This is a genomic window from Pseudoroseomonas cervicalis (assembly GCF_030818485.1).
Classification (GTDB): Bacteria; Pseudomonadota; Alphaproteobacteria; order Acetobacterales; family Acetobacteraceae; genus Pseudoroseomonas; species Pseudoroseomonas cervicalis_A.
Genome location: NZ_JAUTAJ010000002.1, coordinates 376,941 through 401,388, shown reverse-complemented (window position 1 = coordinate 401,388; position 24,448 = coordinate 376,941). Strand labels below are relative to the sequence as shown.

The 24,448-nt window shown below is 69.0% G+C and carries 35 protein-coding genes and 1 pseudogene; 25 read left to right on the top strand and 11 right to left on the bottom strand.

The window, feature by feature from the left end; translation table 11 throughout:
• The first annotated feature begins 42 nt into the window (after nucleotides 1–42).
• The 23 genes and pseudogenes from QE401_RS02520 to QE401_RS02410 all read left to right on the top strand — a co-directional run bounded on the left by QE401_RS02520 (nucleotide 43) and on the right by QE401_RS02410 (nucleotide 12,031).
• On the top strand, nucleotides 43–822 hold the full coding sequence (locus QE401_RS02520) for a KilA-N domain-containing protein (protein ID WP_307136684.1): 780 nt from the start codon (nucleotides 43–45) through the stop codon (nucleotides 820–822).
• Between the two features lie 161 nt (nucleotides 823–983).
• Nucleotides 984–1,283, top strand: coding sequence for a hypothetical protein (locus tag QE401_RS02515; protein WP_307136683.1), 300 nt, complete (start codon nucleotides 984–986; stop codon nucleotides 1,281–1,283).
• 47 nt (nucleotides 1,284–1,330) lie between these two features.
• Nucleotides 1,331–1,507, top strand: a complete 177-nt coding sequence (locus QE401_RS02510; protein ID WP_307136682.1) for a hypothetical protein — start codon at nucleotides 1,331–1,333, stop codon at nucleotides 1,505–1,507.
• Nucleotides 1,504–1,794, top strand: a complete 291-nt coding sequence (locus QE401_RS02505; RefSeq protein ID WP_307136681.1) for a hypothetical protein — start codon at nucleotides 1,504–1,506, stop codon at nucleotides 1,792–1,794. The genes QE401_RS02510 and QE401_RS02505 overlap by 4 nt, the downstream gene beginning before the upstream one ends.
• On the top strand, nucleotides 1,791–2,048 hold the full coding sequence (locus tag QE401_RS02500) for a hypothetical protein (RefSeq protein ID WP_307136680.1): 258 nt from the start codon (nucleotides 1,791–1,793) through the stop codon (nucleotides 2,046–2,048). Before QE401_RS02505 ends, QE401_RS02500 begins: the two co-directional genes overlap by 4 nt.
• Nucleotides 2,045–2,284, top strand: a complete 240-nt coding sequence (locus tag QE401_RS02495) for a hypothetical protein (RefSeq protein WP_307136679.1) — start codon at nucleotides 2,045–2,047, stop codon at nucleotides 2,282–2,284. The genes QE401_RS02500 and QE401_RS02495 overlap by 4 nt, the downstream gene beginning before the upstream one ends.
• 88 nt (nucleotides 2,285–2,372) lie before the next feature.
• On the top strand, nucleotides 2,373–2,657 hold the full coding sequence (locus tag QE401_RS02490; protein WP_307136678.1) for a hypothetical protein: 285 nt from the start codon (nucleotides 2,373–2,375) through the stop codon (nucleotides 2,655–2,657).
• Nucleotides 2,657–3,124 carry a hypothetical protein gene (locus QE401_RS02485; protein ID WP_307136677.1) on the top strand — a complete coding sequence of 156 codons (468 nt, stop codon included), beginning with the start codon at nucleotides 2,657–2,659 and terminating at the stop codon, nucleotides 3,122–3,124. Before QE401_RS02490 ends, QE401_RS02485 begins: the two co-directional genes overlap by 1 nt.
• Nucleotides 3,117–3,353 (top strand): hypothetical protein, encoded by a 237-nt coding sequence (locus QE401_RS02480; RefSeq protein ID WP_307136676.1) that lies wholly within the window; start codon nucleotides 3,117–3,119, stop codon nucleotides 3,351–3,353. Before QE401_RS02485 ends, QE401_RS02480 begins: the two co-directional genes overlap by 8 nt.
• Nucleotides 3,346–3,615, top strand: a complete 270-nt coding sequence (locus QE401_RS02475; protein ID WP_307136675.1) for a hypothetical protein — start codon at nucleotides 3,346–3,348, stop codon at nucleotides 3,613–3,615. Before QE401_RS02480 ends, QE401_RS02475 begins: the two co-directional genes overlap by 8 nt.
• A gap of 66 nt (nucleotides 3,616–3,681) precedes the next feature.
• The gene (locus tag QE401_RS02470) at nucleotides 3,682–4,614 is read left to right on the top strand and encodes a YqaJ viral recombinase family protein (RefSeq protein WP_307136674.1); all 933 of its coding nucleotides are present in this window, start codon (nucleotides 3,682–3,684) and stop codon (nucleotides 4,612–4,614) included.
• On the top strand, nucleotides 4,611–5,711 hold the full coding sequence (locus QE401_RS02465; RefSeq protein WP_307136673.1) for a hypothetical protein: 1,101 nt from the start codon (nucleotides 4,611–4,613) through the stop codon (nucleotides 5,709–5,711). The genes QE401_RS02470 and QE401_RS02465 overlap by 4 nt, the downstream gene beginning before the upstream one ends.
• Nucleotides 5,712–5,714: 3 nt before the next feature.
• Complete coding sequence (locus QE401_RS02460) at nucleotides 5,715–6,446, top strand: hypothetical protein (RefSeq protein WP_307136672.1); 732 nt, start codon at nucleotides 5,715–5,717, stop codon at nucleotides 6,444–6,446.
• Nucleotides 6,443–7,222: an FAD-dependent thymidylate synthase gene (locus QE401_RS02455; RefSeq protein ID WP_307136671.1), complete on the top strand. Its 780-nt coding sequence runs from the start codon at nucleotides 6,443–6,445 to the stop codon at nucleotides 7,220–7,222. Before QE401_RS02460 ends, QE401_RS02455 begins: the two co-directional genes overlap by 4 nt.
• Entirely contained in the window at nucleotides 7,222–7,440 is a 219-nt protein-coding gene (locus QE401_RS02450) for a hypothetical protein (protein WP_307136670.1), read from the top strand. The genes QE401_RS02455 and QE401_RS02450 overlap by 1 nt, the downstream gene beginning before the upstream one ends.
• Nucleotides 7,440–7,589, top strand: a complete 150-nt coding sequence (locus tag QE401_RS02445; protein WP_307136669.1) for a hypothetical protein — start codon at nucleotides 7,440–7,442, stop codon at nucleotides 7,587–7,589. The genes QE401_RS02450 and QE401_RS02445 overlap by 1 nt, the downstream gene beginning before the upstream one ends.
• Nucleotides 7,590–7,763: 174 nt before the next feature.
• Complete coding sequence (locus QE401_RS02440; RefSeq protein WP_307136668.1) at nucleotides 7,764–8,393, top strand: hypothetical protein; 630 nt, start codon at nucleotides 7,764–7,766, stop codon at nucleotides 8,391–8,393.
• A gap of 242 nt (nucleotides 8,394–8,635) precedes the next feature.
• Nucleotides 8,636–8,953, top strand: a complete 318-nt coding sequence (locus QE401_RS02435; protein WP_307136667.1) for a hypothetical protein — start codon at nucleotides 8,636–8,638, stop codon at nucleotides 8,951–8,953.
• Nucleotides 8,950–9,252: a hypothetical protein gene (locus QE401_RS02430; protein ID WP_307136666.1), complete on the top strand. Its 303-nt coding sequence runs from the start codon at nucleotides 8,950–8,952 to the stop codon at nucleotides 9,250–9,252. Before QE401_RS02435 ends, QE401_RS02430 begins: the two co-directional genes overlap by 4 nt.
• Complete coding sequence (locus QE401_RS02425; RefSeq protein WP_307136665.1) at nucleotides 9,245–9,622, top strand: dATP/dGTP diphosphohydrolase domain-containing protein; 378 nt, start codon at nucleotides 9,245–9,247, stop codon at nucleotides 9,620–9,622. The genes QE401_RS02430 and QE401_RS02425 overlap by 8 nt, the downstream gene beginning before the upstream one ends.
• A gap of 215 nt (nucleotides 9,623–9,837) precedes the next feature.
• Entirely contained in the window at nucleotides 9,838–10,869 is a 1,032-nt protein-coding gene (locus tag QE401_RS02420) for a tyrosine-type recombinase/integrase (protein WP_307136664.1), read from the top strand.
• Between the two features lie 33 nt (nucleotides 10,870–10,902).
• Nucleotides 10,903–11,436 (top strand): annotated as a pseudogene (locus QE401_RS02415) (OBAP family protein); the annotation flags it as partial.
• Nucleotides 11,437–11,530: 94 nt separating this feature from the next.
• A complete protein-coding gene (locus QE401_RS02410; protein ID WP_307136663.1) occupies nucleotides 11,531–12,031 on the top strand; it encodes a GNAT family N-acetyltransferase in 501 nt (166 codons plus the stop codon).
• Nucleotides 12,032–12,055: 24 nt separating this feature from the next.
• Here the strand turns inward: QE401_RS02410 and QE401_RS02405 are convergent, their stop codons facing one another.
• Both QE401_RS02405 and QE401_RS02400 read right to left on the bottom strand, forming a co-directional pair.
• On the bottom strand, nucleotides 12,056–12,586 hold the full coding sequence (locus QE401_RS02405; protein ID WP_307136662.1) for a chromate transporter: 531 nt from the start codon (nucleotides 12,584–12,586) through the stop codon (nucleotides 12,056–12,058).
• The gene (locus QE401_RS02400; RefSeq protein WP_307136661.1) at nucleotides 12,583–13,191 is read right to left on the bottom strand and encodes a chromate transporter; all 609 of its coding nucleotides are present in this window, start codon (nucleotides 13,189–13,191) and stop codon (nucleotides 12,583–12,585) included. Before QE401_RS02400 ends, QE401_RS02405 begins: the two co-directional genes overlap by 4 nt.
• 160 nt (nucleotides 13,192–13,351) lie before the next feature.
• Between QE401_RS02400 and QE401_RS02395 the strand changes: the two genes are divergently transcribed.
• A complete protein-coding gene (locus QE401_RS02395) occupies nucleotides 13,352–14,353 on the top strand; it encodes a LysR family transcriptional regulator (RefSeq protein WP_307136660.1) in 1,002 nt (333 codons plus the stop codon).
• On the opposite strand, the gene QE401_RS02390 is transcribed toward QE401_RS02395, so the two are convergent.
• From QE401_RS02390 to QE401_RS02355, 8 genes are all read right to left on the bottom strand, one after another.
• Complete coding sequence (locus tag QE401_RS02390) at nucleotides 14,343–15,650, bottom strand: MFS transporter (protein ID WP_307136659.1); 1,308 nt, start codon at nucleotides 15,648–15,650, stop codon at nucleotides 14,343–14,345. The two genes, QE401_RS02395 and QE401_RS02390, sit on opposite strands and share 11 nt — an antisense overlap.
• A 75-nt stretch (nucleotides 15,651–15,725) precedes the next feature.
• On the bottom strand, nucleotides 15,726–16,358 hold the full coding sequence (gene otnC, locus QE401_RS02385; RefSeq protein ID WP_307136658.1) for a 3-oxo-tetronate 4-phosphate decarboxylase: 633 nt from the start codon (nucleotides 16,356–16,358) through the stop codon (nucleotides 15,726–15,728).
• Nucleotides 16,359–16,434: 76 nt separating this feature from the next.
• Nucleotides 16,435–17,394, bottom strand: coding sequence for a D-erythronate dehydrogenase (denD, locus tag QE401_RS02380; RefSeq protein WP_307136657.1), 960 nt, complete (start codon nucleotides 17,392–17,394; stop codon nucleotides 16,435–16,437).
• Complete coding sequence (locus tag QE401_RS02375; RefSeq protein WP_307136656.1) at nucleotides 17,391–18,194, bottom strand: DeoR/GlpR family DNA-binding transcription regulator; 804 nt, start codon at nucleotides 18,192–18,194, stop codon at nucleotides 17,391–17,393. The genes denD and QE401_RS02375 overlap by 4 nt, the downstream gene beginning before the upstream one ends.
• 7 nt (nucleotides 18,195–18,201) lie before the next feature.
• The gene (otnI, locus tag QE401_RS02370) at nucleotides 18,202–18,981 is read right to left on the bottom strand and encodes a 2-oxo-tetronate isomerase (protein ID WP_307136655.1); all 780 of its coding nucleotides are present in this window, start codon (nucleotides 18,979–18,981) and stop codon (nucleotides 18,202–18,204) included.
• 20 nt (nucleotides 18,982–19,001) lie between these two features.
• A complete protein-coding gene (gene otnK, locus QE401_RS02365; RefSeq protein WP_307136654.1) occupies nucleotides 19,002–20,258 on the bottom strand; it encodes a 3-oxo-tetronate kinase in 1,257 nt (418 codons plus the stop codon).
• The gene (gene ltnD / locus QE401_RS02360; RefSeq protein WP_307136653.1) at nucleotides 20,258–21,166 is read right to left on the bottom strand and encodes an L-threonate dehydrogenase; all 909 of its coding nucleotides are present in this window, start codon (nucleotides 21,164–21,166) and stop codon (nucleotides 20,258–20,260) included. The genes otnK and ltnD overlap by 1 nt, the downstream gene beginning before the upstream one ends.
• Nucleotides 21,167–21,484: 318 nt before the next feature.
• Entirely contained in the window at nucleotides 21,485–22,063 is a 579-nt protein-coding gene (locus QE401_RS02355; protein WP_307136652.1) for an NADPH-dependent FMN reductase, read from the bottom strand.
• A 299-nt stretch (nucleotides 22,064–22,362) separates the two neighbouring features.
• Between QE401_RS02355 and QE401_RS02350 the strand changes: the two genes are divergently transcribed.
• Nucleotides 22,363–23,559 carry a hypothetical protein gene (locus QE401_RS02350; RefSeq protein WP_307136651.1) on the top strand — a complete coding sequence of 399 codons (1,197 nt, stop codon included), beginning with the start codon at nucleotides 22,363–22,365 and terminating at the stop codon, nucleotides 23,557–23,559.
• 24 nt (nucleotides 23,560–23,583) lie between these two features.
• Here the strand turns inward: QE401_RS02350 and QE401_RS02345 are convergent, their stop codons facing one another.
• Nucleotides 23,584–24,381, bottom strand: coding sequence for a suppressor of fused domain protein (locus QE401_RS02345; RefSeq protein ID WP_307136650.1), 798 nt, complete (start codon nucleotides 24,379–24,381; stop codon nucleotides 23,584–23,586).
• Nucleotides 24,382–24,448: the final 67 nt, after the last annotated feature.

The window sequence follows — 24,448 nt, the reverse complement described above, 5'->3', positions numbered from 1 at the left end:
GACTGCGTAACGGAAACGCCCAAGCGGCGAGAGGAGTCACGCGTGCACTCGCAACCACTGCTTCCCTTTTACGCGCACCAGATCCAAGGGGAGACCGTCCGCCAGCGCAAGCGGGACGGCTACATCAACGCCACGGCCATGTGCCAGGCGGCAGGCCGAGAGTTCAAACATTACAACGCCAATGCGGGCACCAAAGCCTTCGTTACAGAGCTTTCCCGCGAGGTCGGAATTCCGACCTCGGAACTTATTCAATCACTTAGCGGGGGTGATCCTACCTCCCAAGGTACCTGGGTCCATCCCCAGGTTGCTATCCACCTTGCCCAGTGGTGCTCACCCGCATTCGCCGTGAAGGTCAGCGGCTGGGTCTATGAATGGATGCGCGGTATTCAGACCGGGCATAAGAGCGCTCTGCCATTCCACCTGTCCCGCTATGTCGCCAACCAGCGGAACGTGCCCCGAGGCCACTTCTCGATCCTCAACGAGCTGGCGACTCTGCTCATCGCCCCGATGGAGATGGACGGCTACACTCTGCCCGAGAAGCTCTGGCCCGACATTTCCGAGGGCAAGATGTTCGCGCGGCACATGCTGGATACCCATGGCCTAAAGGCCGAGGACTGCCAGATGTACGAGCACACATTCATTGATGGGCGGCGTTCTGTTCAGGCGCGCGCCTATCCGGATGAGTTCCTCGGGGATTTCCGGAACCATTTCAATCAGGTCTGGCTGCCGCAGCGTGCGCTCCAGTACTTCAAAGAGCGGGATCCTCTGGCGATCCCCTATCTTCTGAAGCTGCTACCGCCGCCGTCATCGTCGGCGATCTGAGCCAGGGAAGCCCGCCACCCGGCGGGCTTTTTTGTGTCCAGGCGGTCACCCTAAGGGAGACCATTAGCACCAAAGGTCGCTGACACGGTGACTTTTCTGTTGACCGCGGTCACCGTCATGGTTACCGTCCTCCCACACCCCAGCGGTGAAGGAGGACCCCAGTGGATATCGCTCCAATCGGATTTGACGGTGCGGGCCAGGCGCGTTCGGCGCTGCCCCCGTCCAGCATCAGCGCCCCGTATCTGACCGCCTTGCAGTCCGACGCGATGCTGCGTCGCGAGCGGCCGAGTGTCGAGACCGCCGCGAAGCTGATGCTGGCGGAGATCGACATCAAGCTTGCGATCGACCGCGTGCTGGAGGCGGACATGCCGGCCGACCAGCGCGGGATGATCCTGGCGTTCCTGAACATGGCGCAGAGCAATGTGGGCGAGGCGCAGGCCTCGCTGGCGGTGCGGTCGTGAACCGGCCACGCTCTGGCGGCCCCGCTTTTCCGGTCGCCAACATGGAGATGAGCGGCAGCTACGGCATGACCCTGCGCGACTGGTTCGCGGGGCAGGCGCTGGCCGGGCTTCTGGCCTGCCCGGCGATGCGCAGCGACATGACCTCGCCGGAATATGCCACGGCCTGCTGGCAAGCGGCCGACGCCATGCTGGCCGAGCGCGCCAAGGCGGAGGGCCGGTCGTGAACGCGCTCTCCCCCTCCTACCCTGACACCTACACGGCCGCGTCTGCGCCGGATGGATGGGTCAGCCGGGCCGCGCTCAATGCTGAGGCGCTGGAGGACGGCATGAGGGCGCTGAATGCCGAGTTCGAGTGCCTGCAGGCGGAGGTCGCGGACCTCGACGCCAAGATCTACGACCTCGTCCAGCTCGCGGAGAGCGGCGAGGCCACCCGCAACGACATCGAAGAGCAGGCCGTGCTGCTGCGCCGGATGACCCGCGCGCGCCTGATCCTGCAGGGAGCTGAGGAATGACCCGCCCCGACATCAGCATCGCCACGCTGGAGCACATCATGTCGCGCCAGGGGCACATCCCGATGCTGCCCAGCGACCTCGCGCTGTTCGCGGCCTGCATCATGGAGCTGCGCGAGAGCACCGCCGCGCTGTCGAGCGCCGCGCGCAACCGCACCGAGATCGTCACCGACCTCGACGTGATCTCGCTGGCCCGCGCCGGCGGCTTCCCGGGGCGGAGCAACGTCGTGCCGCTGCGGGGGAGGGTGGGGGCGTGAGCGAACGACTTTGGGTCATCACCGGGACCTTCAGGGATCCTGCCGGCTTCCAGAATTCGATGTCCGCCCTAGTGCTTGCGTCATCTTCGCAGGATGCGCGCAACCAGCTTGAGGAGCAGTTGAAAGGACAGCCGCCGTTCAGCCGTCTCATCAGGGTGGATGCGACGCAGGCGCCCGATGCTCTGGTCCTAAAAGCAGCCGCCGCCATCGCTCGTGCCGAAGGTCGCGCGCCATGAGCCGGACCTTCCTCCTGACCTTCACCGTCTCTTCCCTGCTGTGCGGCGCGGTCGCGCTGCTCGGCGGGCAAATGATCGGGGTGCTGTGATGCCATACGTCCATGTCCACGTCGATACCGACGAAGTGCTGGCCGAGGTGTGTGACGAAGACCTCGAGGATGAGCTGGCACGCCGGCGTAGGCGGAAGAATGCCGGCGGCGACATTGGCGTTGAAGCCTGGACGCCTGAGGGCTTTGCCGACGACCTGCGCACCGCCTTCTACGCCCGCAATGCGTCGCGGTTCGAGGCCATCCTCTGCGCGCTTGATCGTTGCCCGGCACCTATTGTCCAGAGCGAACCCATCGCTGTGTTCCGCAAGAAGGAAGCGCACTGATGGAATCCCGCACATACACCGCGGCCGAGGTGGAGGCGCTCCTTCATCAGCGGCTGGAGGCGCATCAGGAGATCGCCGACGAGCTGCGCCAGGAGAACGCGGCGCTGCGGAAGGTTGTGGCCGAGGCGCGCGAGGAAGGCGAGGCGAGGGTGGAGCGCACTGAGATCGAGCGGGATCACATCGAGATATCTAATCGTCTCGGCCGTGTGACGGAGCACCTTGGTTTGCCGGAAGATGCCACTGCAGGCCGGATCATCGAGCGAATTGGGGAGGTGCTGGCCGATGAGCGTGAAGCCTGCGCTTCAGTGAGCCTGCCCATGAAGGTCCCCGAGTTTGTGGACGAATGGACGCCAGCAGAAGCGTTCTTCGAGGGAACTGTACACGCAGTTTCGGCCTTCCGGCAGGCAATTCGTGATCGAGGAATGGTTGGAGCCCTCCCGTCCTCTGGAGGCCCCGCCAATGTCTGACCGCCCGGAACAAGCAACTCCCAGCAAGATCTACTCGGTCACGCTGGACCAGCTGCGCCAGATTTTCGACGCCGGAGCGGACCAGGGCAACGATGAAGCTACCGCGCATGAGTGGGGCCACCGCCCCAGCAGGAAGCGAGATAAGGCTTTCGACTACGCGCTGCGCTGGGAGGCCGAGCCGCCGATCCTGACCGATGCCGATGCGGAAGGAGGCCACGAGAATGTCTGACCGCCCCGACCCGGCCGCCATCGCGCGGGGGCTGAGCAAGGCGCAGCGGGAGGCTGTGCTGTGGCTGCCGGATGATGGCACGACATCCAACGTGAATGTCGCCCGCTTCGGTGAACGCAGGGCGCCGCAGTTTCGCGTGCTTGATCGGCTCGTGTCAGATGGGTTGGCTCACACGCCATCCGTAAGCTCGGCTCTGTATGGCTTGACCCTGCTCGGCCAGCAGGTCCGCGCCGTCCTGGAGTCCGCCGATGCTGGCGCCTGACCCCATCTATCTCGCGCTGTCTCTGCTCGCGCCGCTCCTCGGGATGGCGATGGTGGGGGTGGGGTGATGGCACTCCTTCCGATCCCTACCGATCGCGGCGAGTGGCTGGCGCTGCGCAACCGCTTCGTCGGTGCCAGCGAGGTCGCGGCCCTGTTCGGGCTGCAGGCCGACTATCAGCCCGGCCTGTTCGCGCTGTGGCAGGTGAAGGCTGGCCGTCTGCCGGCAGAGGACATGGACGGCGAGCGCCTGCGCTGGGGCCTGCTGCTGGAGGAGGCGATCGCCCAGGGCTGCCGAGACCTGCGCGGCTGGGACGTGCAGCCGGGCGTCTATGCCACCCATGACTGCGGCCTGGGCGCGACGCTGGACCGCATCATCATGAGCGCGGAGGGCCTCGAGGGCGCCGGCCCGCTCGAGATGAAAAACGTGGACGGCGCGGTGTTCATGCGCTCGTGGAAGGAAGCCGGCGAGCCTCCCATGCACATCCAGTTGCAGCTTCAGGCGCAGCTTCTGGCGACCGGAGCTCAGTGGGGAGCCGTGGCTGCACTGATCGGCGGCAACAAGCTCGAGACCTATATCGAGCGGCCCCGGCCTGCCATCCAGGCCGAGATCATCAAGCGCGTCACCGAGTTCTGGCGCCGCGTAAAGGAGAATGTCCCGCCGGCGCCTGATGGAAGCGATAGCGCCTTCCGGGCCCTGGTGGCGCTGACCCCCGATCTGGGCAGCGACCCGGCCGACCTGCGAGGCGACCATGAGGCCGAGATGCTCGCCGAGCAGGTCGTCAAGGCGGCCGAGGCTAAGAGGCAGGCGGAGAAGCAAGAGCAGGCCGCCAAGAACTTGCTGCTGGCGAAGATCGGCGCGCATCGCTGGGCGATGATCGATGGCTTCCGCAGCAGCGTCCGTGTCACCCCTGACAACCCCGGCCGCATGGCCGAACCCGGCGAGATCGTCGGCGCCCGTCGTGGCAGCCGCGCGCTGGTTGTGGAGCGTAGGTCCGCATGAGCGAACACCATGAGCTGACGCCCGAGATTGTCGGCGTCGTTGCCAACCCCTTCGCCAAGAGCGCCCCGGCGCATGTGAATGCCGGCACCGTCGCCATCGAGAGCGAGCGGGCGGTCGCAGAAGCCCAGGGCAAGATGATCTTGGCCAAGCGCTTCCCGCGCGACACGGCGCTGGCCGCTGCTCGAGCGATCGATGCCTGCCGCCGGCCGTCCCTGGCTGAGGCGGGGCTGTATCGCTACAGCCGCGGCGGCGGGAACGTCGAGGGCCCGTCGATCCGTCTGGCCGAGGAGCTGGCGCGCTGCTGGGGCAACGTCGAATACGGCCTGCGCGAGCTGTCCCGCAAAGATGGCTACTCCGAGATGGAGGCCTTTGCCTGGGACCTCGAGACCAACGTCCGCAGCGTCCAGAACTTCACGGTGCGGCACCTCCGCGACAAGAAGGGCGGCCCGCAGGAGCTGCGCGAGGAGCGCGACATCTACGAGATCACGGCCAACATGGGCTCGCGCCGTGTCCGGGCCCGCATCCTGGCCATCCTGCCGCCTGACCTGACCGACGCCGCAGTTGCCCAGGTGCGCAAGACCCTGCGGGATGGCAGCGACCTGCCGCTGTCGGACCGCATCAACAGCATGGTGCGCTTCCTGGCCGGCTATGGCGTGACCCCGGTCATGCTCCAGACCTACCTGAACCATCCGATCGACCAGACCACGCCTGACGAGCTGGTCGACCTCAAGGCAATCGCCACGAGCCTTAAGGATGGGCAGAGCAAGGTGGCTGACCACTTCGGGCCGAAGGACGCGCCGGCTGTCGACGCGGCCAAAGGAGGCAAGCTCGACGCGCTGGAGCAGGCAGTGGGCCAGTCGCCGGCCGCGTTCGTCATCAAGACCAGCCGCGGCAACATCGAGCACCCCACGGCCGACGCGTGGGGCGCCGCCTGGCTGAAGATCATCGCCGGAGAGAAGCCCGAGACGCTGAAGCGGGCCCGGGAGCTGAACGGGTCGCTCATGGGCGAGTACGCCGCCGACCACGGAGACATCGTCATGCGCGTGCAGCAGGCGCTCGACGCCAAGCTTGCCGGCGCGAATGGCGGGGAGGGCTGAGGGATGAGCGCCACAACCTCAACCACCCCCAGCCTCCCGCCCGGCGCCCTCAACCTGCACGGCCAAATCTACGGCCGCCTGACCGTGGAGCGGCTGATGCCGCTCCGCCCTGGGCGACAGGGTGTCGAATGGCTCTGCCGCTGCGCCTGCGGGGCTGAGGTCGTCAGCGAGACGCGCCGCCTGCGGCATGGCGATCTGCGGCAGTGCAAGGCATGCGCCTACAAGGTGAGCAACGGCCCCAAGGTGTGGACCGAGGCCCGCGCCGCCAAGCTTGCGGAGCTGTGGAGCCGCGACCTCACTGACGAGGAGATCGCGCGCGCCGTCTCCAGGGTAGACCCCAGCAAGAGGACCATCACCGTCTCGGCGATGCTCAAGTACGCGGCGACGATCGGTCTGCGGTCGCGGCGGGCCGTACCGGTGAAGCCCGAGGTGGAGCGCAAGGTGGCGAGGCTGCCGAGCGTGATGCCGCCCGAGCCTCCGCCTGTGTCGGTGGAGATCGAGTTCGATTCCAGCAAAAGGGGCCGAGCCGAGAGCGCTGCTCTTGAGCGGGTGTGCAAGCTCAAGAGCCTGCGCGACATCGAAAACGAGACCATCGACAAGATCGCCGAGGCATCCGGCCTGCGCCAAGCGTTCCGCGGCCATGACGCCCTGGACGTGGCGAGAGGCGTCGTTCGCAAGCTGATCGGCATCGTCCGGACGGCACGCTGGGATGCGCTGGAGGCTCGGGCGCAGTGAGCAAGATCGAGGCTATCGTCATCCGCGACAGCGTGTCGACCTCCGGCTCTCGGCTGATCACTTGGCAGGTGGAAGCGCCGAAGTTCCTAGTCGCCCAAGTCAACACGCATCGAGCGCTGGTCAAGAGCTGGGAGAGCTCGCGGGCTGTGCCGGTCCAGCGGAACATCGAGCGGGTGGAGAGCAATCCATTTGTGCCGTCCTCTTTTGGCAAGAACAAGCCTGGGATGGTGTCTGACCAAGAGGTGGAGGATGCGGACGCGGCTCTCCAGATATGGTCGTCGGCAACCTACTGGGCCCTGTATTACGCCAAGGCGATGCAGCGGATCGGCGTCCACAAGCAGCACGCCAACCGCTTGCTTGAGCCGTTCCTGACCGTGCGCGGCGTCATCACGGCGACCGACACGGCCAACTTCTTCGCGCTGCGCCTGGCGCACGATGCTCAGCCGGAGATGCAGATGCTGGCGCGGGCCATGCGAGAAAGCATGGAAGCCAGCCGGCCGGCCCGGCTCGACTATGACGAGTGGCACACGCCTTACTCGGATGGCGATCGCGACGAAGCTTCGGCGCGCGTGGCCCGGTCGAGCTACCGCAAGCACGATGGCAGCGCCGCCGATCCTGTCGAGGATCGTCGCCTTGCGGGTCGCCTGCTGACGGACAAGCACATGACCCCCTTCGAGCACGTCGCCCGCCCGATGGCTGATGGCGAAGACCAGATCGGCGCGCTGATCGGCTGGCGCACCTACCGCCACGAGATCGAGATGAGGGAGGCTGCGTGATGAGCATGATCCCCAAGCAGACGCTGCTGGCGATTGAGCGGCAGTTCTCCAGCATGGGCGCCAACGAGCCGGCCACGCTGACAGCCGGGCAGATTCTGGCCCTGGCCCGCACCGGCTTGCTGTTCCACGAGGCGTGCGACGCGAACCGCGACCTGGGCGACGAACTCGACCGCCTGCGTCGAGAGTCGTGCCCGCGGCGGTGTGGGGGGATGGGGTGATGGCTATGAAGAATGAACCCACGCCGTCTGTCGCCTGGGCCGACACCCTCAAGACCTGGGGAAATACCGTCTCCACGGTCGTCGAATGGGTCGGCTTGGCCGCGATCGTCGCCCTTATGGCCCAGTGCAGCAGCGGGAAGATCTGGTGATGTGCAAACCGATGTGCGCGACGGCTCAACGGATGGCGGAGCTGGAGGCGGAGAATGCGAGGCTGCGGGAGGCTCTGACGAAGATTGCCGGCAGCGAGCCTTGGTCCGGCCGCGCTCCGCTGGCTCACATCGCCAAGACCGCCCTCACATCCCCGACGCAGAAGGAGGCTCGCGATGCCGGCTGACCAGGTTCCGAGCGACGCCGAGGTGGAGGCAATGATCCGGCGACAGGAAGCGCGGGCATTCAACCGGTCAGAACCTTCCGTCGATCTCGGGGCGAAGGAGGTGGCATCGATGTTCCGCGCCCTCCTCCGCGAGCGCCAGGCCGTGCCCGCCAGGATCGAAGCGGCTGTGAAGGCGGAGCGGGAGGCGTGTGCCAAGGTGTGCGATGCGCTGGAGCAGTTTGGCAAGGGCACGACCGGCAAAACCGCTTTGGCGTGGAGTGCTGCGGCGGGAAGTCTCGCCGGGCAAATCCGTGGCCGTCCTGAACCTGACGGCACCGACCACCTCGCCGCCCAACTGGCGGAGGCTGAGGCTAGGGGGCTGCGGCGGGCGGCTGAGGCGGCGCTTGATGAACCATGCACCGCGCCGCAGTGGACAGAGGCGCGCGCGGCTGAGGAAGCTCTAAAGGGCCGCACCTGCCGCCGCATCCTCGCCCTGATCCCGACCCCGCCCGCAGACGAAGGCAAGCGGTGCTCATGGTGCGACGACAAGGGTTGGCGTTGGGCCGCCGGGCCGGGCGAGCGCCACACCGTCCTCTGCGATGTGTGTCAGTCTGCAGGAGGCGCCGACGATGCCGGGTGATCTATGGCTGATGTTCCCTGCCGAGCGGCCTCCTACGGGCACACGAACTCGGGTTCTCAGCGCGGGGGCGAATGCATTCCGTTGGGCGACCTTCGACGTATTCTGGCGCAATGGCCAAGGCGCGTGGTTTGCCGACAGTGGGCAGATTGTCCCGGACGTTCGGCAATGGCAACAGATGCCGGGCATCCGAAGCATCGAACGGGAGACTGCCACCCCCACCCACCAGCAAGGACCCGCCGACCATGGCTGAGCAGATATCCTATCTCCAGCGCATCCAGGCATGCCTGCTGGACGGTCGCACGTCGCACTTGGACGATGAGGACATCGCCTACTTCGTCGGTCGGGCTCTCGGCCTCACCCCCGAGCAGCTCCAGCAGCCGGTGGGGTCGCTGCGGGTCATCGCTTGGCCACCGACCGGCGACATGGTGCAAGCAGCCGCCGACGAACTGGCGCCATATTGCGATCGGCCTGCGGATTACGAGCAGGTGGTCGCTCAGGCTTGCGATGCCCTGGATGCAGCCTTTGCAGCCCGGCCCGGCGCGAAGGAGGGCGGGGCATGACCGCAGCCCAGCTCGTCGCAGAGGCAGCGAGGATCGACGCCAACCCCTACTTCCTGGCCTACACGCTGGCCACGGGGGCGACCAGCACGAAGGAAGCCTGGGATCGTGACGGCAACGGTGGCCGCTTCATGGCCTGGAATGGGCGGCGCTGGAGGGAGACCATGCAGAGGCTCGGTCTGCCGGCAGAGACGCCGCACAAGACCCGCTTTCACGCCGCCCACCTTGACACCCTCGCCGCGGCCATCCCGTCGCCAGCGGTGGCAAAGGCCGTGCAGATGGAGCTGTTCGCCGATGCGTGACCCCATCGTTGCCGCCGTCCAGGCAGACCACCCGGACAGCAACCCGAAGACCCGGTACGGTGTGCTGAAGACGCCGCTGCACCTAATTCCGCCGCCAGCCCTGATCGCCGAGGCTGAGGTGTTCGGGCTCGGGGCCCGCAAGTACGGCGCCTACAACTGGCGTGAGCACAACGTGTCCGCGAGCGTCTATCAGGCCGCCGCGATGCGCCACCTGCTAGCCTGGTGGGAAGGCGAGAACACAGACGCAGAGTCCGGCCAGTCCCACCTAGCCCATGCCCGTGCCTGCCTTGGCATCCTGCTGGATGCTGCCAAGCACGGGCGGCTGAATGACGACAGGCCAATTCTGGAGACGGAGGCCGCCCATGAATGACGCCCCCCGCTGGCTGGACCGCGATGCGGCGGCCAAGTACCTCTCCGTCCGCGTGGACGAACTGCCGAGGCTGGTCAGGGCAGGGAAGATCCCGGAGCCGAGCCTGCATCTTGGGCCCAGAACGCCTCGATGGGACCGGCAAGCGCTGGACGACGTGTTCGGCACAAGCTCACATGCGCGTCGGATCGAAGAACTCAGGGCAAGGATCACCGCATATGGCGCCGAAGCTGCCGCGAGGCGTAAAACGGATCGTGAAGCTCAAGGCCGACGGCAGCACAGCGGAATACTACTACCTGCGCGCGACCGGCGAACGTCTACCTGATCCGTCCGACAGGCGCTTTCTAGCAGCCCTAGCGAAGGCGAAACAACAGCCCAAGGCTTTTGCTTCAGGCTGCGAAGTTCGAGATTCGATTACGGATCACTACTCGTCGCCCGATTTCGCCCGACTTGCAGCTGTCACTCAGAAAATCAGAAGGCGGAGTCTTTCGCGCCTTGAAGGATTCAAGGTCGAGAACCTGAGCGACATCACTCGCGGCATGGTTCTAACCATGCGCGACAGTATCGCTTTAGGTCACGGCAATGCCAGCGCAAACGCTTTTGTCCAAAATTTGTCCGCCTTCTTGATGTGGGCTATGGATCGGGAACGTATCTCTAGCAATCCCTGCGCCAGGATAAAGAAACTACCTATTGGAGAGCTTCAGGCATGGTCAGAGGACGAGCTGGCGTTTGCGCTTTCTCGTGCTCCAGAGCATTTTCGCCGCGCGATGTTGCTGGCGGTTTTTACCGGTCAGAGAAGAGGCGATCTCTGCGCAATGACATGGGGGCAGGTAGCAACAGGCTCTATTCAGTTGGTCCAACTGAAGACAAAGGTGGCGCTTACTCTTCCTATCCATCCCGATCTGGCTGCAGAGCTAGCCGTTTGGCGTGGCGGACGCGCCTCCACTCACATTCTGACCAACGATGATGGCATTCCGTGGACGCCTCAACGACTCACGGATGGGCTTCGGTATTTCCTGAAGCAGATTGGCCTTCGTGGCCTCGGCCTACACGGGCTGAGAAAAGTGGCGGCTCGGCGGTTGGCTGAAGCTGGCTGCAGCGTGCACGAGATTGCGGCCGTCACCGGCCATCGCACCCTGCAGATGGTGGCGCACTACACCCGTTCAGCGGACCAGAAGACTATGGCGGAGGCGGCGATGGCCAAAGTTTCTGCCCGATTGGAAAAAATTGGAAACCGAGGCGGCAAGTAACTGATAAACCTAAATAGATAGTTCTATGCCGACGAACTCGGCCGCGCGGTCGAGGCGCATCACTACTGCACGCATCTCTCCGAGGAGCTGCAGCAATGCGCCATCTTCGACGGGCCGGGCGCCGGGGCGCGGCTGATCGGCATCGAATACATCGTCTCCGAAAGGCTGTTCCGCTCCCTGCCGGAGGCGGAGAAGCCGCTCTGGCACAGCCATCATTTCGAGACGACCTCCGGCCAGCTGATCATGCCCGGCGTGCCGCAGGCGGTGGAGACGACGGTGATGCGCCAGCTCGCCACCACCTATGGCAAGACCTGGCATACCTGGCAGGTGGATCGCGGCGACGCGCTGCCGCTCGGCATCCCGCAGCTGATGATGGGCTTCACCGGCGAGGGGCAGCTCGACCCGGCCAGGCTGGCGGCGCGCGACCGGGCGGCGGGCGTGTCCTCGGCCGAGAAGCGGCAGGCACGGGCCGATATCCCGGTGCCGCAGCTGGCGCCGGGCGCCAATGCCTGGGAAGCGGGCGAGACGCCGCAGCTGGCGCTGGAGCGGCGGCGCCTGCGCCGCTGAGCATGGGCTTCGCCGCCCTGTGATTCGCAATCCGGCCACGGGGCGCAAAGATGCCCGGCAGGATTGCACACCGATCGAAGGGAAGGAGGACCTCATGGGCAGCGCGATCGACGGCACGCCGCTGCTGCAGCTCGAGGATCTCGCGACGGTGCGGCCGCTGCTGCCGGCCGACCGGCCGGCCTGGCTGCGGCTCTGGGCGGCGTATCAGGCCGAGGGGCGGCAGGGCGCGGCGCCGCTGCCGCTGGCGGTGACCGAGGCCTGCTGGGACCGGCTGCTGGCGCCGCAGGTGCCGCTGCACGGGCTGCTGCTGCTGCTGGAGGGCCGGGCCGCCGGCTTCGCGCATCTGGCGCTGCATCCGCACAGCGCGCTGCGCGGCTGCGCCTGCTGGCTGCAGGATCTGTTCGTCGAGCCGGCGCGGCGCGGCCAGGGCCTGGGCCAGCTGCTGCTGGCGGCGTCGCGCCGCCGGGCCGAGGCGGCGGGGGCGGAGCGGCTCTACTGGCATGTCGCCCCCGGCCAGGCGGCGGCGCAGCGCTTCTGCCGCGACCTCTCCCTGCCCGGCCGCGGGGCGTTGCACAGCCTCAGCATCGGCGGCTGAGGCGCGCCGGGGCCGGGCACCGCCTCAGCCCTGGCCGATACCGCTGAGCCCGATCAGCGCGCCGCCCAGCAGCACCCAGAGCGGGTGGATGCGGGTCGCCACCAGCAGCGCCGCGCCGGCCAGGCCGATGCCGGCCAGCACCGGGCGGTAGAGCGTTGCCTCCACCATCACCGCGGCGCTGGCGGCGACCAGACCGATGGTCATCGGCGCCAGGCCGATCTGCACGCCGCGCCGCCAGGGCCGGTCGCGGAAGCGCTCCCAGGCCATCAGCGACAGGCCGGTGACCAGCGAGGAGGGCAGGAATTTGGCCACCGCGCTGACCAGCAGCCCCCACACCCCGGCGACATGCCAGCCGATCAGCGGCACCACCATCATGTTCGGCCCCGGCGCCGCCTGGGCCAGGGCGAAGAGGGCGGCGAATTGCCGGGCGTTCATCCAGTGCTGCACCTCCACCACCTGGCGCTGCATCTCGGGCAGGATGCTGTTGCCGCCGCCAAAGGCCAGCAGCGACAGCTCGGTGAAGATGCGCGCCAGCGCCAGCAGCGTCTCGCTCATACCGCGCGCCGCCAGTGGAGCGCGATGCTGAGCGGCGCCAGCACCAGCATGGTGGGCAGCAGCGGCAGGCGCAGCAGCGCGATCGCCACGAAGCAGAGCAGCACGATGCAGAGGCCGCGCCACTGCCACTGCGCCGGTCCCTTCCCCTGGCCGGGGCGCCAGAGCGGCCGCAGCATCTTCACCGCCATGGCGATCAGCAGCGCCGTGCCGGCGGCGGCCAGCCCGGCGAAGAGATGGCGGATCTGCGGATCGTCCTGGTAGCGGTCATAGACCATGCCGAGCGCCACGACGATCAGCGTCGGCGCGGTGATCAGCCCGGCCAGCGCGGCGCAGGCGCCGGCCACGCCGTGGAAGCGCAGCCCGATGGCGACCGAGAGGTTGATGATGTTGCCGCCCGGCAGGAACTGGCAGAGGGACAGCAGATCGGTGAACTCGCCGGCGCTGACCCAGCGGCGCCGCTCCACCAGCATGCGGTGCGCCAGCGGCAGCACGCCGCCGAAGCCGATCAGGCCGAGGCCGAGGAAGCCGGTGAACAGTTCGGCCAGGCGCGGGGTGTGGAGCGGGGGCGCCGGGTCGGGGGCGTCGGGCGGGGCGGGCAGGGTCATGGCGCGGATCCCCCAGGCGGATCGAAAGACCGTCGGATGCAGAAGGGGCCGGGTGCGGGGCGCCCGGGCGGCGCGACGGCGCCGCCCGGACGGCCTAGGCGCCTGGCGACAAACTGTCCAATATATGCATCAGCAAAAATCCATATGCCGGAGATATGGCGTGATCGAGCTGCGCCATCTGCGCTACTTCCTGGCCGTCGCCGAGGAAGGCCACATGACCCGCGCGGCGCAGCGCCTCGGCCTGCAGCAGCCGCCGCTGAGCCAGCAGATCCGCGCGCTGGAGGCGATGCTGGGCGTCACCCTGCTGCGCCGCCTGCCGCGCGGCGTCGAGCCCACCGCGGCCGGGCTGGTGCTGCAGCAGCACGCCAGCCGCCTGCTGGCCGATACCGAGGCCGCGCTGGAGGCGACACGCCGCGCCGCGCGCGGCGAGGAGGGGCGGCTGGCGCTGGGCCTGACCAGCTCCGCCGCCTTCCAGCCGCTGGTGGCCACCGTGCTGCGGCGGATGCGCCAGGCGGCACCCGGCGTGGTGCTGGCGCTGCAGGAGGGCAGCACCGGCGAGCTGGCGGCGGCGCTGCAGGAGGGCCGGCTGGACGCCGCCTTCATCCGCATCCCCGCCGCGCAGGTGCCCGGCCTGCAGGGCGAGCCGGTTCTGCGCGAGGAGATGCTGGTGGCGCTGCCCGACCAGCACCGCCTGGCCGCCGGGCGCGGCCGGCTGGCGCTGGCCGAGCTGGCGGGGGAGGTGTTCATCCTCTCCCGCCGCCCGGCGGGGCCCGGCCTCTATGACAGCATCATCGCCGCCTGCCGCGCCGCCGGCTTCAGCCCGCAGGTCGGGCAGGAGACGCCGCGCCTGGTCTCCACCCTCAGCCTGGTGGCGGCGGGTCTGGGGCTGACCATCGTGCCGCGCTCCATGGCGCGGCTGGAGGGCAAGGGCATCACCTATCGCCGGCTGGACGGCGCCATCCCGCTGGAGGCGCCGCTCCACCTCGCCTGGCGGGCGCCGCAGCCGGAGGCGGCGCTGCAGCGCTTCATCGCCCTGCTGCGCGCCGAGCTAGCGGCGGAGGCGGCGCCGCGCATGAAAAAGGCGCCGCCCCCCGCTCGGGGGGACGGCGCCGGAGCGGCGCAGGGCGGGGCGTCGCCGCCCCGCCACCGGATCAGCGATTGACCAGCCGGCCCGGGACCGAGAGCACCAGCGCGGCGCCCAGCACCAGGAAGCCCGCCAGCACATACATGCCGAGCTCGGTGGATTGCGTCAGGTCGCGCACCACGCCGATCATGTAGGGGCTGGCGAAGCCGGCCAGGTTGGCCACCGAGTTGATGACGGCGATGCCCGAGGCGGCGGCGGCGCCGGTCAGGAAGGCCGTCGGCAGCGACCAGAAGAGCGGCGCGCAGGCCAGCACGCCGGCCGCGGCCATCGACAGGAAGATGATGGCGATGGTGGTGCTGGAGGCGGTCGCCGCCACCACGAAGCCCACCGCGCCCAGCAGGGCCGGGATCACCAGGTGCCAGCGGCGCTCGCGGTGCCGGTCGGCGCTGCGGCTGAACACCACCATGGCGATGATGGCGCAGATGAAGGGAATGGCGCTGAGCAGGCCGATGTTGAAATTGCCCGTGACGCCCGAGGCACGCACCAGCGTCGGCATCCACAGCGTCAGCCCGTACTGGCCCATGACGAAGGAGAAGTAGATCAGGCACATCAGCCAGACGCGCCAATCGGCGAACACCGCGCGCAGCGAGTGCGAGCCGGACTTGCCGCTGGCATCCGCCTCGATGTTGCGGGCCAGGATGTCCTTCTCGGACTGGCTCAGCCATTTGGCGTCCTGCACCCGGTTGTCGAGCATGGCGATGACGACGATGCCGAGCAGCACGGCCGGGATCGCCTCGATCAGGAACATCCACTGCCAGCCGGCCCAGCTGTTCCAGCCATCGAAATAATCCATGATCCAGCCGGAGAGTGGGTTGCCGAAGATGCCGGCGACCGGGCTGCCCGCCTGGAAGATGGCGAACATCTTGCCGCGCCGGTTCGAGGGGAACCAGTAGGTCAGGTAGAGGATGACGCCCGGGTAGAAGCCGGCCTCGGCGGCGCCGAGCAGGAAGCGCAGCACATAGAACTGCCACGGCGTCTGCACGAACATGAACAGGGCGGAGAGGATGCCCCAGGTGATCATGATGCGCGCGATCCACAGCCGCGCGCCGACCCGGTGCAGCACGATGTTGCTCGGCACCTCGAAGAAGAAGTAGCCGAGGAAGAAGATGCCGGCGCCGAGGCCGAAGACGGTCTCGCTGAAGCCGAGGTCCTGCGACATCTGCAGCTTGGCGAAGCCGACATTGACGCGGTCCAGATAGGCAATGACGTAGCACAACACCAGCAGCGGCATGATGCGGAACGCCACCTTGCGGTAGAGCCCGTCCTCGCTGCGGTCGGGTGCTGCGGCGGCCGCGCCGCCGGTCTGTACGCTCATCGTTTCACTCCGTGGGTGCCGCGCCCCGGGCTGTCCCGCCCGGCGGCGCGGCGTGGTATCCGGCCGGCTTCCCGGCTAGCCGAAAGTCTGCAGCAGGTCGTCGACCTGCGCCGGCGTCAGTTCGCGCGTGCGCTGGCCGCGCAGCAGCAAGGCGAGCTTCGCCGATTCCTCGAGCTCCTCGGCGGCATAGACGGCATCGAGCAGCGTCTTGCCGGAGACGACGGGGCCGTGATTGGCGAGCAGCATGGCGCGCGCGCCCTTGGCGGCCTCGTGGATGTCGCGCTCCATCGCCGCGTCGCCGGGGCGGTAGTAGCGCACCACCGGCAGGCTGCGGCCGACACGCATGACGAAATAGGGCGTCAGCGGCGGGATCGGCGCGGTCTCCTCCGCCTCGGCCAGGCAGCCGATGGCGGTGGCGTAGGTGGAATGCAGATGCACGACCGCCCCCGCCTCCGGCCGCGCGGTCAGCACGGCGCGGTGCATGAAGACCTCCTTCGAGGGCTTGTCGCCGCCGACATGGTTCCAGTCGCGGTCGAGCTTGCTGATGCGCTCTGCCCGCAGCCGCCCGAGCGAGGAATTGGTCGGCGTCATCAGGTAGCCATCATCCAGGCGGACGCTGATATTGCCGGCGCTGCCGACGGAATAGCCGCGGGCGAACAGGCTCGCACCGAGCTCGACGAGAAGGTCGCGCGTTTCGGACTCGGTCATGGCGTGCGATTCCTTGCTGGGCAGGGCAGGAAGGGACAGGCGGGGAGGGCCGGCGGGGCGGGGCCCCGCCGCGGGATCAGCGGACGAACTCGTCCTTGTACTGGCGCACCACCGCGTCGAAATCGCCGTCGCGGGTGAAGCCGAGGGCGAGCGGACGGCTCACCTCGAAATCGCCGGGCCAGGAGCAGACGATGTCGATGATGCGCTGCTCCAGCTCATGGCTCACCAGCGCGCGCGGGGCGGCGCCGCCGACGCGCTCCAGGCTCGCCAGCATCTCGGCGACGGTCACGCAGATGCCGGGCAGGTTCAGCGTGCGCCAGGGGCCGATGCGCTCGCCCTCCACCGAGAGGGCGTGCACCAGGTTGGACACCACCACATCGGGGGAGGAGAGCCACATCCGCGTCTCCAGCGGCACCGGGCAGTTGGAGGCGACGCCGGAGAGCGGCTCGCGGATGATGCCGCTGGCGAAGGAGGAGGCGGCGGAGTTCGGCTTGCCCGGGCGCACCACGATGGTGGGCAGGCGGCAGACACGGCCATCGACGAAGCCCTTGCGGGAATAATCGTTGACCAGCAGCTCGCCGATCGCCTTCTGCGCGCCATAGGAGGAGGCGGGCATCAGCGCCATGCTCTCCGGCACGACCTCCGGCATCTCGCCGCCGAACACGGCGAGGGAGGAGGCGAAGACGAAGCGCGGGCGGTTGCCGGTGGCGCGCGCGGCCTCCAGCAGGGCGCGCGTGCCGTCGACATTGACCCGCATGGAGAGGTCGAAATCCTGCTCCGACTGGCCGCTCAGCACCGCGGCGAGGTGGTAGACGCCGACCGTATCGGCGCCGATCACCTGGCGGGCGAAGGCGGGGTCGGAGATGTCGCCGGTCAGCGAGGCGACGCGCTGATCCTCGACCGGGCAGGGGGCGAGGTCGACCGAGAGGATGCTGTCGAATTCCGGCAGGCCGGGCTTCTTGCCCTGGCCCGCGAGGAGCGCGCGGATGACGCGGCTGCCGAGGAAGCCGGCGCCGCCGGTGACGATGATCTTCATGCTGCGGTTTCTCCCTGGGCCGGCGCCGGGTCGGAGGCCGCGATGTGCAGCGCGACGCCGCGCTGGCGGATCGCCAGGCGGACATCCTCCGGCAGGCCGGAATCGGTGACGATGGCGGACAGCGCCTCCAGCGGCACGGCGTTGAAGGTGCCGATGCGCCCGTATTTGCTGCTGTCGGTGACGAGCAGGCTGCGCGCCGCGCTCTGCGCGATGGCGCGCTTCACCGCGACCTTGTTCTCCGACGGCGTCGAGACGCCGCGCAGCCCGAAGGAGGAGGTGGAGATGAAGGCGATGTCGAAATTGAAGTGGCGGATCGCCTCGGCGGCCGGGTCGCCCACGCAGGATTCATTCTCCCGCTCGACCTGCCCGCCGGTGTGGTAGAGGCGGCAGCGGCTCTCCCGCGTCAGCAGGGCGGCGATGACGAAGTCGTTGGTGACGACGGCGATGTCGTCGCGCGCCGCCAGGTGGCGCGCCAGCTCCAGCGTGGTGGTGCCTGCATCCAGATAGATGACGGCGCCGGGCGCGGGGGGTGCCACTTCCAGCGCCAGCCGGCCGATCGCCACCTTCTCGGCATGCGCCATCGCCGCCTTGGCGCTGTGCGAGGGCTCGAAGGAGATGCGCTCCGGCAGGCTGATGCCGCCGGCGACCGACATGACCCGACCCTCGCGCTCCAGCTGCTGGATGTCGCGCCGCACCGTCATGTGCGAGACGCCCAGCAGCTCGGTCAGCTCGGCGATGCTGAGCACGCCGCGCCCCGACAGCCGCGCGACGATCAGATTCTGCCGCTCGGCAGGGATCATCGCCGCCTCAGCGCGCCTTGTAGGGGGCGAACCAGCCCAGCCCGGCCTCGGTCGCCGCGCGCGGATTGTATTCGCAGCCGATCCAGCCCTTGTAGCCCAGCCGGTCCAGCACGGCGTAGAGATGCGGGTAGTTCAGCTCGCCCTCATCCGGCTCGTGCCGCTCGGGCACGGAGGCGATCTGCACATGGGCGAAGCGGCCATCGAGCTTCTCGATCAGCTTCGTCAGGTCGCCATCCATGATCTGCGCATGGTAGAGGTCGAGCTGCAGCGCCACATTGGGCCGCGCCACGCGCTCGATCAGCGCCACCGCGTCCAGCTGGTGGGCGATGAAATAGCCCGGCATGTTGCGGCTGTTGATCGGCTCCACCAGCAGGGTGATGCCATGCGGCGCCAGCGCATCGGCGGCGTAGCGGAAATTCTCGACGAAGGTGGCCTCGCAGGCGGCGCGGTCCAGCCCCTCGGTGATGCCGGACATGGCGTGCAGCGTCCGGCAGCCGAGCGCCCGGGCATAGGTGATGGCGGTCGCGACATTGTCGCGGAATTCCTGCTCGCGGCCGGGGATGGCGGCCATGCCGCGCTCGCCCGCGGCCCAGTCGCCGGGCGGCATGTTGAACAGCGCCTGGGTCAGCCCGGCGCTGTTCAGCTTCTCCGCCACCACTTCCGGCGGGTGGTCATAGGGGAAGAGGAACTCCACCGCCTCGAACCCCGCCGCCGCGGCGCGCGCGAAGCGGTCGAGGAAGGGCACATCGGTGAACATCATGGAGAGGTTGGCGGCGAAACGCGGCATGGTGATCCTCCGGGGCCGGCTCAGCCGGCGATGTCCTGCGCGTCGAAGAAGAAGCGCTCGGCGCCGAAATTGCCGGACTTCAGCGCGAGCGAGACCGGCGCCTCCACCGCGCGCACCCAGGGCACGCCGGGGGCGATCTGCGGGCCGATATGGAAGCCACGGATGCCGAGCGACTGCGTCACCACGCCCGAGGTCTCGCCGCCGGCGACGATGAACTGGTCGAAGCCGGCCGCGCGCAGGCGCTGCGCCAGCGCGCCGAAGACCCGCTCCACCGCCTCGCTCGCCTCGGCCGCGCCGAAGCGGGCCTGGATTTCTTTCAGTTTTTCCGGATTGGTCGTCGCATAGACCAGCGGCGCGGGCCCCGAAATCGGCTGCGCCAGCACCCATTCGGCGAGCGTATCGGCATAGCCCGGCTCGGCGATGCAGCGCTCCACCTCGACCAGCAGCGAGGGCGCCGCCGGACGATAGGCAGCGACCTGCGCATTGGTCATCTGCGAGCAGGAGCCGGAGAGCACCACGGCGCGGCCCTGGGTCGGCTTGCCGGCCTCGGCGGCGCTGGCGGCATCGCCGCGCAGCTCGGTCCAGGCGCGCGCCATGCCATCGGCGAGGCCGGAGCCGCCGGTGACCAGCGTCATCTCGGCCACCGCCTGACCCATCACCTCCAGGTGGCGGTCGTTCAGCGCGTCCAGCACGGCGTAGCTCTTGCCCTCGGCGCGCAGCGCGGCCAGCGCCTGGCGCACCGCCTCCGGCCCCTGGTCCAGCACGGGGGCGGGCACATTGCCGGCCTTGCCGCGCGCCTGCGCCTCCATCAGCCGCATGACATTGCTGTCGGTCATCGGCGTGACGGGGTGGTGGCGCATGCCGGATTCATCGAGCGGCACGCCATTGACGAAGAGATGGCCGCAATAGATGGTCCGGCCATTCACCGGCAGGACCGGGCAGATCACGGTGAAATCCTCGCCCAGCGCGTCCAGCAGCGCATCCGTCACCGGGCCGATATTGCCGCGCGGCGTGCTGTCGAAGGTCGAGCAGTATTTGAAGAAGAACTGCCGGCAGTCGCGCGCGCGCAGCCAGTCCAGCGCCGCCAGGCTCTGGCGCACCGCCTCGGCCGGGTCGCAGGAGCGGGTCTTCAGGCTGATCACCACCGCATCCGCATCGACGCTCAGGGAGGCGGCGGGCACGTCGTTCAGCTGGATGGTGCGCAGCCCGTTCGCCACCAGGAAGCCGGCGATGTCGGTCGCACCGGTGAAATCGTCCGCAATAACGCCCAGGCGCATCACTTTGCCTCCTCATCGCCCGGCAGGCGGATGCCGGCGAAGCTCTTGATCACGGCAGCATCGTCCAGCTTGCCGAAGCCGGCATTGCTGGCATTGGCGAACATGCTGTAGGCGGTGGTGGCGAGCGGCAGCGGGAAGTTCAGCGCCAGCCCGGTCTCGGTCACCAGCCGCAGATCCTTGACGAAGATGTCGACCGCCGAGCGCGGCGTGTAGTCGCCATCCACCACATGCTTCATGCGGTTCTCGAACATCCAGCTATTGCCGGCGGCGTTGGTGACGACGTCATACATCAGGTCGAGCGGGATGTTGGCGCGGGCGGCCAGGGCCATCGCCTCCGCCCCCGCCGCGATATGCACGCCGGCCAGCAGCTGGTGGATGATCTTCACCGTGGCGCCAAGGCCGGGGCTCTCGCCGATCTCATAGACCTTGCCGGCGACCGCATCGAGCACCGGGCGCAGCCGGTCGAAGGCGGCGCGGGCGCCGGCGGCCATCACCGTCATCTCGCCGGCGGCGGCCTTGGCGGCGCCGCCGGAGACCGGGGCGTCCAGCGCCAGCAGCCCGCGTGCCTCCAGCTGGCGCGCGATGTCCTGCGCATCGGCCACCGCGATGGTGGAGGAGACCATGACGCCGGTGCCCGGGCGCAGCTTGCCGGCCAGCCCGTCCTCGCCGAACAGCACGGCGCGGCATTGCGCGGCATTGACCAGCAGCAGCAGCACCGCGTCGAGCCGGTCGGCGAATTCCGATGCATCGGCCGCGACGCCGGCGGCACCGGCCTCGCGCAGCGCCTCGCGCGCCGCCGGATTCAGGTCGGCGCCATAGGTCTCCAGCCCCGCGGCGATGCAGGAGCGCGCCGCCCCCATGCCCATGGAGCCAAGGCCGACGACACCGATGCGATAGCGGTTGCTCATGGGGCGCTCCTCCTGTGCCGAACGGGGCCTGTGTTGGCGCGTGTGAAATTCTGGTGGACTGCCGCGTCGGCAGGGCTGTTACGCCCAGAATCTCCGGCTGGGAAGCCGGGATCGGCACAAATTTTCACATATCTCTCACATCACCGGCGCGTGATGGTCCTGCGCGCGGCGATGGGCGCGGGCCGGCGCGGCGGGGCCGCGCATCGGTGAGGGCAGCAAGGGAGGGGAGGGGGCCGCTGCGGGGGACGCCGGCGGCAGGCCCCGCTGCATCTGGCGGGGCGGGGGCGGCGCGGATGGGCCGCGCCGCCTTGGCCGGGGTCAGCCGCGCGGCTGGGCCGCGGCGATCAGCTTCGTCGCCAGCTGTTCCAGCATCTGGCGCGGCCCCGGCGCGGTCAGCTGGCCCTCCGCATCGAAGGCCTGGGGCGCGCCGGGCACCGAGAGCATCTGCGGAAGCACATGCGCGGCCAGGCCCAGTTCCAGCGTGTGGCGCAGCGCGATCAGCCCGCGATAGCCGCCGAACCCGCCAGGGGAGGCGCTGCCCAGCGCATAGACGGGCGTGCCGAAGGCGGCTCCCTGGCCGCCCTCCTCCTTCACCCGCGACACCCAGGAGAGCAGATTGACCAGCAGCGGCGTCAGCCCGGCATTGTATTCGGGGCTGGCGATGAAGACGCCCTGATGCGCCCGCAGCACGCCATGCAGTTCGCGGGCGGGCAGCGGGATGCCGCCGCTCTGCTCCAGATCGCCATCATAGATCGGCAGCGCATATTCCTTGAGGTCCAGCAGCGTGACCTCCGCCCCCTGGCGGGTGAATTCCTGCGCCGCATTCTGGGCGAGCTGGCGGTTGAACGAGCCGGCGCGCAGCGAGGCGGCGAAGACCAGCAGCTTGGCAGCAGCCATGGGAACCCTCCTGGAAGCCTGCGCCCGGCGGCGATCCGGCGGGGACGGGCGCGCGATCCTAGGGGGCGGCGCGGCGCCGGCCAAGCCAGCCGGGCCGCCCGCCAGCCAGCCGCACGCATCCGGTAACGACCGCGACATTCGCGCTGACATGGCCGAGAGCAACTTGGCAGCGGGGCGGCTGGAGCGGGGGAATACTCGCGATGTCTTTAGCATCGCCTGACATTCCTGTGTCTCGACTTGCCACCTTTCTGCCGCAAGGCCTGCCTTAATCGGTGCGGAGCACAGCAGGGAGACATGGCATGAGCGGCAGCCTCTGGAACGGCCCGGCACATTGGGATGGCGATGAGCGGGCCACGGGCAATATCGCCAATGACCTCGACGAGGCGGCCTCGGTGCTGGACGGCATGATGCACGGCACCGCCGCCGCGCAGGGGCTGAGCAATCTGGCCTTCGGCGCCCGGCTGGCCGACATGGCGGACCATGCCTGGAATGGCGAGTTCGACAAGCTGACCGTGGACGGCTTCAGCATGGCCGGCAGCGCGGCGGGGGCCGCGGTGGGCGGGGCTGCGGGCGGCACGCTGGGCGGGCTGATCGGCGGCGGTGGCGGCGCGGTGGCGGGCTCGGCCGTGCCGGGCGCCGGCACGGTGGGCGGGCTGGCGGTCGGCGGCGGCACCGGCGTGGTGGTCGGCACCGGCGTCGGCACGGTGTTCGGCGGCTATCTGGGCGGCGAGATCGGCGAGGGCGCCGGCGAGGCGGTGGTCGACCTGGCCGGCCGCACCGCCGATTATTTCGGCTGGGGCGATGGCAAGACCGACCGGCTGGAGGGCGCCGCCGCCTTCGACACGGCCTTTGACACGGGCCGCTTCGGCGAGGACAGCTTCGATTCCGGCCGGTTCGGCGACACGGCCGGCTTCGACAGCGGCCGCTTCGGCGGGCTGGATGATGGGTGGAGCGGCCTGGACGGCCTCGGCACCGAGGTGACCGGCTTCGGCGATTTCGATGGCAGCGGCTGGGGCGGCAGCTTCGACGATTCCGCCGGGCTCGGTTTCAGCGAGGCCGGCTTCAACAGCGATGGCTGGAGCAGCGGCGGCGGCTTCGACAGCGGCCGGTTCGGGGAGTCGGGCAGCTTCGATTCGGGCAGCTTCGACAGCGGGCGCTTCGGCGGTTCCGACTATAGCGGCTCCGGCTGGGATGGCGGCTACAGCGAGACCGGCTTCAACAGCGATGGCTGGGGCGGCGGCCTTGACAGCAGCGAGGATGGCTGGGGCGGCGGCGGCGGCTCGGACTATAGCGGCTCGGGCTGGGATGGCGGCTATAGCGAGGCGGGCTTCAACAGCGATGGCTGGGGCGGCGATGTCAGCGGCAGCGCCAGCAGCTATGGCAGCGATGATGGCTGGGGCGGCGGCGGCTCGGACTATGGCGGCTCGGGCTGGGATGGCGGCTTCAGCGACACCGGCTTCAACAGCGATGGCTGGGGCGGCGATTCCACCTGGTGAGCCGCGGGCCGCCTCGGCGGCACGCTAGGCCATGGCCGGGCGCGACAGGCTGGAGCGGTGGCGCGCGGGGCTGGCCGCCAGCCGCTCCGCCAGCGCCCGGCGCGCCTCGGCGCCGCCCTGGCGCAGCGTCTCCAGCTCCGCCGCGCGCAGCAGCACCACCGGCACCATCAGCACGGGGGAGAGCGGCATGCCCGGCACCGTGGTGGCAAAATCCGGCGCCGGGCCGCCGATCAGCACACCGAGCGAATCATCCTCCGTGGCGAAGCCGGGCGGCAATTGCCGCGGCAGGCTGTGCGCCTGGCTGACGCCGGGCAGCTCCATCGACAGCACGCCATGCCGCTCCAGCATCGGCACCACGCCGCCGGCGCCGGCCACGCTGGCGGCGACATTCTGCAGGATCTCGAAGGCCCAGGAACGGCCGAGTTGGCTGACATCGCCCGGCGCGCCGGCCAGGGCGGGGTCGATCTCGGCGGTCTCCAGGAACAGCTCCATGCCGAAGCCATTGCCGCCGCCGGTGACGCGGTCGAACGGATCGGACAGGCCGTCGGTCGCCAGGATCAGCGAATCGCCGCGGCGGATGACACGATAGGCCTGGCGTGTGGTGGGCCAGGAGGTGCCGCCCATCAGCCCGGGGCTGATCAGATGGGCCATCACATCGCCCTCGACCTGGCCGATGCCCGCCCAGTAGGCGTCGCGCGCCGCCTGGCTGGCCTCGGTGGCGGCCGAATCCGGCGGCGATTCCGGCGCCGGGGCAGGGGGGGCGGAGGGGGGCGTGGCGGGCTGCCCGCCGAACAGGGCGCGCAGCCGGTCGAACAGACCCATCCTCATCTCCTCGCTGGTCGCCCAGGAGATGCCCGGCCGGCCGCGCCCTGGCCAGTGACGAGGGGGT